The sequence below is a fragment of the Phormidesmis sp. 146-20 genome (genome assembly GCF_052939475.1).
In genome coordinates this window covers 71,965-84,556 of sequence record NZ_JBJPHT010000019.1, presented here as the reverse complement: position 1 = coordinate 84,556, position 12,592 = coordinate 71,965, and the positions used below count along the sequence as shown (strand labels likewise).

Sequence of the window (12,592 nt, the reverse complement as noted above, 5' to 3'; positions counted from 1 at the left end):
CCCACCATGCAGTATCTCACCAGAACCAACCTCAATCTTTACGATTCTCCTGAACTCAAAAGTCTGGCAACTCAGGCTGCGATCGGACGTTTTTTAAAAATTCTCTCTCCCACGCCGCTCCAGGTCATGCTTTGCGAAGATGACTACTCCGGCTGGCTGGCCGTTGAAGATTTGCAGTATTTGCAGGAAACGAGAACTTCGTATCAAGCGCCGATTCTATCTGAGGCAGAAATCCAGCAGCAAATTCCTCAAGTCATTGAGTTTACAAAAGCGGCGATGAATGTACCCAATCACTATCTTTGGGGAGGAACCGTTGCCCCGAATTATGATTGCTCTGGCTTGATGCAAGCGGCCTTCGCTTCGGCGGGAATTCGTTTACCCAGAGATGCCTATCAGCAAGAAGGCTTTGTAAAAAAGGTTGAAATCGAATGCTTAATTCCCGGTGATCTAATCTTCTTTGGTACACCTGTCAAAGCAACGCATGTCGGCTTGTATTTAGGAAACCAACAATACATTCACAGCTCAGGCAAAGATCAGGGACGCAACGGTATCGGAATTGATATCTTGTCGGCAGAAGGCGACTCCATTAGTCAAACCTACTACGCCCAACTACGAGGAGCCGGACGAGTCACCACCAGCTACCAACCTCAGGAGAAGTAAGCGATCGTCTGTTCGATAAAGTTTTTTCGCTTCGTTGTTTGCATCTTCTGCCCTCCAAGCTGCCAATTCTGGGAGACTTTCGGACAAGCATTTTGATTTAAAGTTCTCCTCCCTCCTCCCTCTCCTCTCCCCTTTGCTGATAGACTAAAAGCCAACTTTTCTCTCGTCCCCATGAGCATTTCTCCTTTTCCTTACGGAACGCCAGCGACTTTTGGCAGTGACCTTCAGCCTGATCTGTCTGTTGTGGTGCCCATCTACAACGAGATTGAGAGCATTCCTGCTTTACTGGACGCGATCGCCCTTCAAATTCAGCATTTACACTACGAAATCATTTGTGTGGATGATGGTTCGCAAGATGGATCTGACCAACTGCTGAAGCAACAGGCTCAGACGCGCCGCGACCTACGAGCCGTGATTTTGAGAAAGAACTATGGACAGACGGCCGCGATCGCCGCAGGATTTAGTCACGCGAGAGGAAGCGCGATCGTCACACTAGACGGCGACTTGCAAAACGACCCGGCAGACATTCCCATCTTGCTGGCCAAACTCGAAGAAGGCTATGACCTGGTAAGCGGCTGGCGCAAACATCGTCAAGACAACTCGCTGACGCGGATTTTGCCCTCCAAAATTGCCAACTGGCTGATCGGATGGGGCACCAGTGTTCATCTTCACGATTACGGTTGCTCACTCAAGGCGTATCGGGCTGAACTGGTGGCGGATATGAATCTCTACGGCGAACTGCATCGATTTCTCCCCGCACTCGCCTTTATTGAGGGAGCCAGAATTACCGAAATTCCCGTCCGCCACCATGCTCGACGATTTGGCAAAAGTAAGTATGGATTAGACCGCACCTTTCGCGTGATCATGGATCTGCTGACGATCGCCTTTATGCGAAAATTTCTCACCCGTCCCATGCACGTTTTTGGTGGAGTTGGCTTGCTCTCTTTGCTAGCAGGCACCGTTTCGGGCGCTTACCTGGCTTATGTCAAATTGGGTTTAGGAGAAGACATTGGGCAACGTCCCTTACTCATTCTCACGGTCTTGCTGCTCTTGTCAGGACTGCACCTGTTTAGCTTTGGACTGCTCGCCGAACTTTCGATGAGAACCTACCACGAATCACAAGGCCGACCCATCTATCGAGTCAGAGAAGTTGTCGGAGACGCAACCAAATTACTCTCGTGACCCCGACGATCGCGAAACCTCAGTCGAGTTGCGTCGAGCCAGCCCCAGCAGCCCATAGACAATCAATAAATAACCCGCAGCCAACACTGGAATAATCAGAGGAATGTCACGATAAACCATAGCGCGATCGACCTATAAAAAACTAAGAAACAGCAAAAATATTGAGGCAAGCCGAAACCTGCCGGACTCTGAGCAATTTAGCCACGTCGAGAACATAAGATGCGTCAGCGCCGATCGACACAAACCCGCGTTCTACACTGTGTTCACATATGATTCAACAATCTGCAACGATGGAGCAGACTTCCTGACTCAGTACAGAGAGGCTTTCTCAAATTGGTGAAAATTAGTAAAAAGCTCTCATAAATGCAGACCTCTCTCTACCCAAAAGCCAAACCTTAGAAAACCTGGCTCAAGAACTCGAAATCGCCTACATTCTCGATTCGTACCGAACGTTATGAAATTTTTGAAATGCCTACAAACTAGACTAACACAGCACTCTAGAGGTTTAGGGACTTTCTGGGAACGAACTTCAAAAATCTATACAATCTTCAGCGATCCGGCTGATCCTTCAGTCTTAAGAAGTGATGAGGAAAAAGCAGTCTCCCTCAGTTCTTCTCATAAATCTGTCATTAGTCAGATAGCTTTTAGCCTAAATTTCTAGTTCTCTTACCCAATAACCGATGATTTGCGCCCAATTCCCAAACTTTTTCTGCGTTTCTATTCCATGTAGAAAACCCTTAGCTTAGAATAAGTTCAGAACCTGTAAAGTTTCTTAACCATGTAGCCCCTTAGTCGGCTTATCCATGACCTCAGCAACATCCCTATTCTCCCCGGTTGAAGCAGACCTCTGTGTGCTGACGGAGAACCTCAAAAATCTCATCGGTGCGCGTCATCCAATTTTGTACGCAGCCGCAGAACACCTCTTTGGAGCCAAGGGGAAACGGGTCAGACCCGCGATCGTCTTCCTGGTTACACGGGCAACGATGCCGGATCAGGGGATTACCGAACGTCACCGACGACTGGCCGAAATCACCGAAATGATCCACACTGCCAGCCTCGTCCATGATGATGTCGTCGATGAATCAGACGTGCGGCGCGGCATTCCCACCGTTCACAGCAGCTTTGGTAGTCGGGTCGCTGTGCTGGCTGGAGACTTTCTCTTTGCTCAGTCTTCCTGGTATCTGGCAAATTTAGACAATCTGCAAGTCGTCAAGCTGTTGTCTGAAGTGATCAAAGACTTTGCAGAGGGCGAGATTCAGCAAGGGTTAAACTGCTTTTCTACAGTCTCGATCGAGGCCTATCTGTCTAAGAGCTATTACAAAACGGCTTCTTTGATGGCCAACAGCGCCAAGGCGGCCGCCGTTCTCAGCGAAGTTTCAGACGCTCAGACTCAAAGCATGTACCACTATGGGCGACATCTCGGTCTCGCCTTTCAGATTGTGGATGATATTTTAGATTTCACTGGCTCGACAGAAGGGCTGGGTAAGCCTGCCGGGTCTGATCTTAAAAGCGGCAATTTGACGGCTCCGGTGCTTTATGCATTAGAAGAAAAGCCTTATTTAGAGGCCTTAATCGAGCGCGAGTTTGCTCAAGAAGATGACTTAGAGCAGGCGTTGGCTCTAGTAAAAGATAGTCGAGGCATTGAGCGATCGCGCGAATTGGCCGCCAGTCATGCGCGGATGGCTGTAGAACATCTGTCTGAGCTTCCCGTCTCGGAGCCTCGGCAGGCACTGATCAAACTAGCTGACTACGTTCTCAGTCGTCTGTATTAGATCGGGTACTCTATCATCAAAATAGTTCTGAAGGGTAGGTGATCATCTGCCCTTGTTTTTCGTGCGATCGTATGAGTGAGAAAAAAGAGAGCTGGAAGGGACGATCGCAGCCAGATTAAACGGCAAAAACTCTACAAAGTGGCAACAACTCAATCGCTTCAAACAGGTTTATTGTCACTCAAAATTTCGTATCCGCTTAAGTATGTACTTTTGTCAACCCTCTAAAGTTAGGCAAGTGGAATAATACTTTGGGGTGATCTAAATTTAGGTAAATCAAATTTTAATTAAACCAAGCAAAATCAAAAACGTAGCTCGTTTGACTATTTAACGTTCCTGAGCCTGATTGAATCGTTGACAGATTGAATGACTCAGATGCAGAAGAGAAAAGGTAAGTTGTTTACTGTTTACTAGAGCGACCTTTTCGATTAGAAGTTCCTCAATGTTGTTAATTTCATCGTTAATTTCATCGATTTGATAGTTCTCTTTCCTAAAGCTTCGCAGGGTAGCGCTTAGTCAAGTCCAACGAGGCTTTTCAGCGATAAATATAACTGGAGCGCAGCAAAAGAAAGCACTTGATCAAGTCATTTTTTAGCCAGTTGTGGCGCTATTTTGCTCATCAAAAATTTCCTGAAAGTAGTTCTACCGATGAGAATAAAGGGCACGTTCTCATCCCAGGGTGGTCAACTTTTTGATCGTCTTTTCTTACCCATGACTGATTAAGGTAAGAAATTTCACCTGTATTCTATGACTTATAAAGCTGTGAAACATTGATTGATTTCAATTTTTAATGTGCCCTCATTCACCGCATCTTGGGAAATAAAACTATGTTTTTTCTAGGTCAAAAGCAGCCTCGCATTGCGTTGATTTCGGAACATGGCGACCCGGCCATTGAGATTGGTAAAGAAGAAGCTGGCGGGCAAAATGTCTATGTGCGTCAAGTCGGAGAAGCACTAGCTCGTCAAGGTTGGCAGGTTGATATGTTTACTCGTCAATCGGATGCAGACCAGCCTGCGATCGTTCAGCACAATCGTCACTGCCGTACCATTCGCTTGACGGCGGGGCCAAAGACGTTTATTCCCAGAGATGATTTGTTTCCCTACATGCCAGAATTTGTTCGAGCATTCCAGCGATTTCAGGCAGAGAACGGCGTTCAATACAAGGCGGCTCACACCCACTATTGGATGTCTAGCTGGGTGGGCATGGAGCTGAGAAAGCACCAATCTCTAAAGCTGTTGCACACTTACCATTCTCTCGGTGCGGTCAAATATCAATCGATCGCTACGATACCAATGATTGCCAAAACTCGACTAGCCACTGAGAAACTCTGCCTGGAAACGGCCGATCGCATCGTGGCCACCAGTCCTCAAGAACGTGACCATATGCGATCGCTGGTCTCGACTCACGGCAACATTGATGTGATTCCTTGTGGCACCGATATTCGTCGCTATGGCTCCGTTTCTCAGTCCGAAGCGAGACGGCAACTAGGCATTCCTCAAGATGAGAAAGTAGTGCTGTATGTGGGGCGATTCGATCGACGCAAAGGCATCGAAACGGCAGTCCGAGCGGTAGCGCAATCTCAACTACGCAGCCAAATTAAACTGATCATCGGGGGCGGCAGTCGGCCTGGTCAGAGCGACGGGATTGAACGCGAACGGATTGAGGGCATCGTCTCAGACGTGGGGCTGCAAAACGCGACTCAGTTTCCGGGTCGCCTGGGCAATGAGAATCTGCACCTGTATTATGCGGCGGCCGATGTCTGTCTGGTGCCGAGTCACTATGAGCCGTTTGGATTGGTGGCGATCGAAGCCATGGCCAGCCATACACCTGTGATTGCCAGCGATGTGGGCGGCTTGCAGTATACGGTGGTTCCTGAAGTGACGGGGCTTTTGGCTCCTCCCAAAAATGATGCCGCCTTTGCAGAGGGTATCGATCGCATTCTCTCTAACCCTGAGTGGCGCAATCAGTTGGGCAAGGCGGGTCGCAAGCGAGTCGAAGAGAAGTTTAGCTGGGATGGCGTTGCGTCTCAGTTGGGTGACCTCTATAGCCAGGTGATGGAAGAGCAGACTGTTGCGGTCAAAAGTCGTTCTGCGGCAGTCAGCGCATAAATTTCAGCAAGTAAAGCAACCGGGCAAATTTGGCTGAGATGAACAACTTGATCTCGGCAAATTTGCCCAATTTTTGTCAGAACCTTTAGTGATATTCACCAAAAGCGGCTCACTGTACTTGCCAATCTTTGATGCGCCACTGATTGTCTTGACGAATCAGAGAATAGCGAACCTTGAGATTGGTGTCTGTTTGGGTATCAAAAAGGCTGCCACCTCTATAGTATTTTCTGACTTCAGACGCGGTGGCGGTGACGATCGCTTGATTGGGATCAGTCGAATTTGCCTCAACAGAATCGACTTTTATAGTATGTTCATACTGAATGTGCAGCCCTTCACGTTTGGCTTCTTCAGAAGAGGCGCGCCATTCTGCGAGTTTGGGTTCTACCAAGATCTGATTGAGTTTAGTCGTTGCATAAGACTCACCCATCGCCTCTTTTTTGGTGTTGAGCCAAAATTCTAAAACTCGTTGAGCCGTCGCCTCATTCATATCACCTGCCAGTGGCGAATCGGGGACGACTTCAGGGATGGCAATTACGGGCTGATCAAGTTGTACCAAAAGCTCATTGCCAGCAGACTGCCCAGTGAGGGCCCGCAAGCCTCGAATGAGCAAAAACCCCAAAGCACCCACGGCAAGAATGCCCAACAGAACTAGGGGAAGGGAAAGCCTCGACTTTCTACGAGTTTTAGCAGGTCTCCCGTCCGATCGTCGCGGCGGCAAATCATCTGCATCTGGAATGCGGTGGCCGTTATTGAGTTCTCCACGGGGGCGATCGACTCTGGGACGAGTGCGCGTTCCCACTGGGGGAGAGGAGTCGGTTTGCAAACTGCCTTCGGGCGAAAGTTGAGAGAGACGCTGGGCAGCAGGCATCGCCAGAACGTCATCAGTGAGTCGATCGTCAGTCGCGATCGTCGCTGTCGAGGCGCGACTCACAGAATGGACGGACTGATCCACTCTGCCATTTTGCCGGGTCGGGGTCGATCGCCCGATGGGATTTGCGCCCCACTCGATCGGTTCAGCTTCGACGGGCAGTTCTTCTAAGTATTCCTGAACCTGGTCATTGGCAAAGTAATCTTTGAGCGCTGCTTTTTGTTGAGCGAGGTCACGAAAATGGGGAAACACCTCATCCTGAAGCCAGCGTTCTGCATAGAGACACAAGCCAGGTAAGAGGTCAGGGGCCCCTTGAGAATTTTCGCGGATGAAGGCGAGCGGCTCGTATTCCTGGCTAAGTTCTAACGCACGGCTGGCTTCTTCGGTCTGCCCCAACAAAAGCGAACAAACAGCCTGCTCTAAATGCACATCTTGCCGACTGCCGAGCCGCACCAGCATCAACTTCGCCCGTCGAATCAGGGCCGGCTGTTGTCGAGCAAACCCACGAGCCATCAGCGCATAAACCGCCAGATAGGTAGCAACGGCCGAGGGACGACGCGCCTCTTCTTCAAAAAGCGTTTGCTGTTCTTCGGCGGTCAGGTAGCCGCGCAGTTGTTGAATAAATCGCAAAAAGTCATCAATGCTTAACCCCGATTGATCGTTGCCCGTGCCATCGATGCCGCCGCGCTCTCGCAGCATATCTTGAAGCAGCCGCAACCCCCGGTGGCGATCGGGTGACTGTTCATCCGGGAGGGCCAACAGTTCCAAAATTCGATAGGGACGCAGCTTAAACAGGTCAGCCTGAATTTCGCCTCGAACGCTGGCAAACAGACCTTCTCTAAGCAACAGTTCTTGCCCCGTTTCGAGGGCTTCGGCGGCGTTTTCATACTGTCCTTGCTGCCACTGTTCTCGACCCAGTTCTAAGCAGGCCAGGGCAACGGTCAGCACGATGTCTGATAGAACAATCTTGGGATCGCCCAGTTTACCGTCTCTGAGATTGGCGCTGCCACTGGTGAGATAAGGTCGGCCGAGTCTGAGAACGAGTTCATATTCGCCCAGTTCTTGCAAAATCAGCAGTGCCCCGATCAGTTGTCTATCTTGAATCTCAATACTAGGGGACGGATCAGCCGCTTCGGGTCGATTGGTGCTTTGTGATACACCAGATGAACTGCTCGCCTCCAGGTCTGACTCATAAGTTTTGGCCAAAAAACCTTCGTCATAGTCCCGGCGTTTTTCTGGACTCGACAACACGGCGTATGCTTCGTCAATCAACTGCCGACGAGTGGCGATCGCTCCCTCCGAGTACTCACGGCGCGGGAGTTGCAGCGTACGATCGCGATGTGCCTGCTTGAGTTGTTCGGCAGTCGCCTGGATGGGCAGACCCAGAATTCGATAATAATCGAGCGGAATACGCACGGTTGACTTCCCCAGCAGTGAGCGACAAGAGCAAAAATTATAACCGCAATCGAATGACTGTCATGATAACCCGTAGATACAAAGTCGGCTGTTTACCTTTAGAAAACTCTAGTTTGGGCGATCGCTTGATTTCTCACAATTTCTCACAATAGAGGTTTCTGGATTGTTGTGGAAGCACTATTCACTTAATAGAGGGTTAAGTTTTCAAGTTTTGCCACCAGACAGCAGAGAATTCTCTAGTTCAGTTGTTTGATCTTTGATCCAACAGGGCGGTATTTTAGATTAAATTGAGGGTGCGATCGGGTTAGCGCTTAACGCTCTGGATGAAACCCTGCCTTGTCCAGTGTCCAAAACCCAGCGTCTAACGTCCCGCATTTAAAGTCCAACGTCTAAAGTTCAACGTCCCCTCTTTTTGGGTATTGCAGCGAGGTTACTACAAGCAAATGGTACAAGAAAGAGCTTTACCGAAAATTCAATCTGCTTCTGCCCAGATCACAAAAGAAGAAGGGCTGGTACTTTATGAGGATATGATCCTGGGGCGCTTTTTTGAAGACAAGTGCGCTGAGATGTATTATCGCGGCAAAATGTTTGGGTTTGTTCACTTGTACAACGGTCAAGAGGCCGTTTCGACGGGTGTGATTCAGGCGATGCGGCCGGGCGAAGATTATGTGTGCAGTACCTATCGCGATCACGTTCATGCGCTGTGTGCGGGGGTTCCGGCTAAAGAGGTGATGGCCGAGCTATTTGGCAAGGCGACGGGCTGTAGTAAGGGTCGCGGCGGCTCAATGCACTTGTTTTCGGAGAAGCATCGGCTGTTGGGGGGCTTTGCGTTTATTGGTGAAGGGATTCCTGTGGCGACGGGGGCGGCCTTTCAGTCTAAGTATCGTCGAGAAGTTATGGGCGATGAAAGCGCAGATCAGGTGACGGCTGCCTTCTTTGGGGACGGGACGACCAACAACGGTCAGTTTTTTGAATGTTTGAATATGGCGGCGCTCTGGAAGTTGCCAATTTTGTTTGTCGTAGAAAACAACAAATGGGCGATCGGGATGGCCCACGATCGAGCCACTTCTCAGCCTGAAATCTACAAAAAAGCCGCCGCCTTTGGGATGCCCGGTTACGAGGTGGATGGAATGGACGTGTTAGCGGTGAGAGCGATCGCTCAAGAGGCGGTGGCTCGTGCCCGTGCGGGAGAAGGGCCGACGCTGATCGAATGCTTGACCTACCGTTTTAGAGGACACTCGCTGGCTGATCCCGATGAGTTGCGATCGAAGGATGAAAAAGAGCGTTGGCTGGCCCGTGATCCGATCAAAAAGCTGGCGGGCTATCTGTTAGAGCAAAATTTGGCGGATCAGTCTGAATTAAAGGCGATCGAGAAGAAGATCCAGGCGATCGTCGATGAAGCGGTCGAGTTTGGCATCAACAGTCCTGAACCCGATCCGAGCGAGTTGTACAAGTACATTTTTGCTGAAGATTAGACCGAAGATTAGGTAATAACAGAAATAGGTAGACAATAAAAAAGGGGGCCTCTGCTCCCTTGCTGTCCGCTTGTCTACGAAAAAATATTGGGATCAAGCGATCGCTCAACTGGCTCGTCTGCGAGGGTTAGTCACAACTAGCTCAAGTTCCCAGTTGGGGATTTCTTCGACCAGTTTGGTCATGCGGCGCAAATCTTCGGCACCGTTGAGGGTCAGAGTGTCTCGGTTACGAACTTCGACGACGATCGTCTTGTTAGAGGTCTTAGCAATCAGGTCAAATCGACATTTTGCTAAAGCAGGCGGCAAGTCTTCAGGGGAAGGGTTAACGATCACAGCATATCCTTGCTCTCGGTATTCTTTAGCCAGCGTTAAAAGTCGCCGATGCTCTAATGGGGTTGGGTTGTTTGAGTGATTCATAGGAACTCAGTGGAGAATCTTAATCTAACTCTTCGGGATTGGGAGCAACTTCTACTCTTATATGTAGAAATTCTACTCCTAGACAAAATCCCTCTGCAAGAACAGGAGAGATGCCCTTTATCCGAAAAGATCCATTAAGACTACGCCGACGACTCACGAAATCCGTGATCTGGTAGTCATCTACATAGATTAGCCCATTCAGAGCGTCTCTCATAGGCTTTACAATATTATCACTGTCGGGAACCCAGTTTTCGTTACCCGGCTCTGCATCGTAGTAATGTGTAATGACCACTCGAACGTAGTTGCCGATCGGGGGTTTGTTTTGCCAACAGGCTTCGGCGGTTCTACGAACGGTTTGCTTCCAGTCTTGAAGGCGCTTTTTGTCTTTTGTTTGATGAGAAACTGGCTTCCCAGTCACGACGAATTCAAAGGGTAGCACTGGAGGTATTCCTTTGCGGAAGTTCTGGCGGATCAGCTACAAAAATTGAGATTAGAAATACACCCCAAAAGGTTCCTACCCATCGGTAGAGACTAATTTCGTCCATCTCCTATAGTAAGTCTGCACTCTATCGTTTGTGTGTGATGCAAGTCAGTAAAATCGCCTGCACTATGCGCTTTGAGCAAAAATTTTGACTGTTGAGATGGCAGACGAGATCTCTGGATTTTAGACGTTGGACGCTAGATTAAAGTTCAAGCCCGATCGCTGGTTCAAAATAAAATATTGAATGCTTTGAATGCTTTTCCGGATGAGGAGGGCTAATTGTGTATAGGGGAATGGTAGATGCACCCTGATATTACCTCTGGCGTTCGCGCTGGGGGTTTTTTATTGAGCGCTCGTTTCCTCCAAAAGGTTCACTCCTCGGTTGGGGCACAAGGTGGATCGAACACAACGTAAAAATTTCCTTGCTTGACGCTGCGGTTTAGAAATCTAGCAAACGCTTCGGCATCCGATCGAGTCACCGTACGAACAATTTCACGAGGTCTGTGTCCTGGAAAGATGGCCACGATCGCCCAAGGTCGGTAGCTCATAAAATATCCTTTATACGCCTTATATGCAAAAAATTATAAGCGTATCAGGCGCATTTGAGATGTGCGCTTCGTAGAAGATAATTGGGACGATATACGCACCTATGAGCTAGAAGTTTTTGTGAGTCCGAGAGCAAGTTCGGGAGCCAGAGGCGAAAACAGAGACAAGCTAAATCTGACCGTGACACCGACCGCAAAAGCAAACCTCTCGGTCATGGCAAGTCAGCGCAATCTCAGCATGTCAGAGCTAATCGAGCAGATTGCACGACAAGAAATCAGCCTCAAGCCTGGAGCAAAAATTAGTGAGAGAGTATTGAGTGAATTGGTTGCAGAAGTGGAAGATCAACTAGCTGATATTGAGGATGACATTCAGGTATTGCAGCAGCAGCGCGATCGATTGAGGGGAAGACGCGATCGATTTAACCGCCTGTTGACCGAGATCCAGCAACAAGTGAACGAACAATCAGAAGAGCGCTAATACACGCTTAAAGTTCCTGACCTGTAGGAGATTTAGGAGGCTGACCTCATACAGAATTAACTTTTTCTAACAGCGCAACGACGGCTAGTTCTTCACACTTCAAAGCGTGAGAATCGGCAATCACGATCGCTCCATATTCTCTCATTACATCATGCAGCGTTTCATCCAAATATGCCTCAAAGACTGCTGGATGTACATAATATTTGCGGCAGGTTGCAGGGCGATTTCCCAGGTGAGCGGAGACTGTTTTTAGGGCTTGCGTAATGTTTTTTTTAGCCCCCGTTTGGGACGTAAACCGACCAATTTCTACCAGGTGAGAGGCCGCAAGAACAGTGCCAGCCCAAGTGCGAAAGTCTTTGGCAGTAAAGTCTTGACCTGTGACTTCTCTTAGATAATCATTCACGTCGGTCGAAGTAATATCCTGCGGCTGTTTGTTTTCGTCTAGATATTGAAACAACTCTTGACCGGGGATTTCTTGACAGCGTTTGACAATTTTGGCGAGACGACGATCGCTCACTTCAATCTCATGATCAACGCCACTTTTTCCGCGAAAACTAAACTCGATTTTTGTCCCTGAAACATTTACATGATCATCTTGAAGCGTCGTCAAACCATAGGAATTGTTTGCTTTAGCGTATTCCTCATTTCCCACTCTAATTCTAGTTAGCTCCATCAATTTGAGAATGGCGGCTAACACTTTTTGTTTGAGCAATCCTGGCAGCGACAAATCGTGATCCAACCGCTTGCGAAGGTCAGGTAACGCTTGACTAAACGCAATCATGCGCGTAAATTTTGTTTGATCACGAATCGATCGCCACAGTGGATGATATCGATATTGTTTGCGTCCCTTGGCATCGCGTCCCGTCGCTTGCAGATGACCATTTTGATAAGGACAAATCCACACTTTTTTGTAAGCAGGTGGGATCGCTAAAGACTCAATGCGACTAATTTCATCGCGATCTCGGATCTGCTTGCCGTCTACACCCAGATAAATAAAACCCTTTTTGCCAGAAGGTTTGCGCTGAATCCCTGGAACATCATCCGTCACATATCGCAGTCCCACCGCCTCAGCAGACTCAACTGGATCAGTTGGAATGACAGACTCGATCGCCTCCTCAACAGAAGCTTGCTCAACCTTAAGCTGCATAATTCACAAGAAGGCTGAAACCGTTCGCAGAAACCTTCTTTTCTCA

The 12,592-nt window shown here is 48.8% G+C and carries 12 protein-coding genes; 6 read left to right on the top strand and 6 right to left on the bottom strand.

The annotated features are described in order from the left end of the window. Positions 1–6 precede the first annotated feature (6 nt). Positions 7–660 carry a C40 family peptidase gene (locus tag ACKFKH_RS16560; protein WP_446859424.1) on the top strand — a complete coding sequence of 218 codons (654 nt, stop codon included), beginning with the start codon at positions 7–9 and terminating at the stop codon, positions 658–660. A gap of 171 nt (positions 661–831) precedes the next feature. After that, entirely contained in the window at positions 832–1,842 is a 1,011-nt protein-coding gene (locus ACKFKH_RS16555) for a glycosyltransferase family 2 protein (RefSeq protein ID WP_446859423.1), read from the top strand. Here ACKFKH_RS16555 and ACKFKH_RS16550 read toward each other — a convergent pair. Continuing rightward, positions 1,831–1,962 carry a hypothetical protein gene (locus ACKFKH_RS16550; RefSeq protein WP_446859422.1) on the bottom strand — a complete coding sequence of 44 codons (132 nt, stop codon included), beginning with the start codon at positions 1,960–1,962 and terminating at the stop codon, positions 1,831–1,833. The two genes, ACKFKH_RS16555 and ACKFKH_RS16550, sit on opposite strands and share 12 nt — an antisense overlap. 683 nt (positions 1,963–2,645) lie before the next feature. Here ACKFKH_RS16550 and sds point away from each other — a divergent pair. Beyond that, the gene (gene sds / locus ACKFKH_RS16545) at positions 2,646–3,614 is read left to right on the top strand and encodes a solanesyl diphosphate synthase (RefSeq protein ID WP_446859421.1); all 969 of its coding nucleotides are present in this window, start codon (positions 2,646–2,648) and stop codon (positions 3,612–3,614) included. A gap of 824 nt (positions 3,615–4,438) precedes the next feature. Further along, positions 4,439–5,719: a glycosyltransferase family 4 protein gene (locus tag ACKFKH_RS16540; protein WP_446859420.1), complete on the top strand. Its 1,281-nt coding sequence runs from the start codon at positions 4,439–4,441 to the stop codon at positions 5,717–5,719. Between the two features lie 109 nt (positions 5,720–5,828). Here ACKFKH_RS16540 and ACKFKH_RS16535 read toward each other — a convergent pair whose 3' ends face one another. Beyond that, positions 5,829–8,003, bottom strand: coding sequence for an IMS domain-containing protein (locus ACKFKH_RS16535; RefSeq protein WP_446859419.1), 2,175 nt, complete (start codon positions 8,001–8,003; stop codon positions 5,829–5,831). 443 nt (positions 8,004–8,446) lie between these two features. Here ACKFKH_RS16535 and pdhA point away from each other — a divergent pair, with 443 nt between their 5' ends. Then, positions 8,447–9,478, top strand: a complete 1,032-nt coding sequence (gene pdhA, locus ACKFKH_RS16530) for a pyruvate dehydrogenase (acetyl-transferring) E1 component subunit alpha (protein ID WP_446859418.1) — start codon at positions 8,447–8,449, stop codon at positions 9,476–9,478. A 105-nt stretch (positions 9,479–9,583) separates the two neighbouring features. On the opposite strand, the gene ACKFKH_RS16525 is transcribed toward pdhA, so the two are convergent. From ACKFKH_RS16525 to ACKFKH_RS16515, 3 genes are all read right to left on the bottom strand, one after another. Continuing rightward, positions 9,584–9,895, bottom strand: coding sequence for a hypothetical protein (locus ACKFKH_RS16525; protein WP_446859417.1), 312 nt, complete (start codon positions 9,893–9,895; stop codon positions 9,584–9,586). A 19-nt stretch (positions 9,896–9,914) separates the two neighbouring features. Further along, positions 9,915–10,334 carry a RusA family crossover junction endodeoxyribonuclease gene (locus ACKFKH_RS16520; protein WP_446859416.1) on the bottom strand — a complete coding sequence of 140 codons (420 nt, stop codon included), beginning with the start codon at positions 10,332–10,334 and terminating at the stop codon, positions 9,915–9,917. Positions 10,335–10,747: 413 nt separating this feature from the next. Continuing rightward, positions 10,748–10,924, bottom strand: a complete 177-nt coding sequence (locus ACKFKH_RS16515) for a hypothetical protein (RefSeq protein ID WP_446859415.1) — start codon at positions 10,922–10,924, stop codon at positions 10,748–10,750. A 61-nt stretch (positions 10,925–10,985) separates the two neighbouring features. On the opposite strand from ACKFKH_RS16515, the gene ACKFKH_RS16510 reads away from it, so the two are divergent. Further along, a complete protein-coding gene (locus ACKFKH_RS16510) occupies positions 10,986–11,399 on the top strand; it encodes a hypothetical protein (protein ID WP_446859414.1) in 414 nt (137 codons plus the stop codon). Positions 11,400–11,445: 46 nt separating this feature from the next. Here ACKFKH_RS16510 and ACKFKH_RS16505 read toward each other — a convergent pair whose 3' ends face one another. Beyond that, positions 11,446–12,546 carry a DNA topoisomerase IB gene (locus ACKFKH_RS16505; RefSeq protein ID WP_446859413.1) on the bottom strand — a complete coding sequence of 367 codons (1,101 nt, stop codon included), beginning with the start codon at positions 12,544–12,546 and terminating at the stop codon, positions 11,446–11,448. Between the last annotated feature and the right edge of the window lie 46 nt (positions 12,547–12,592).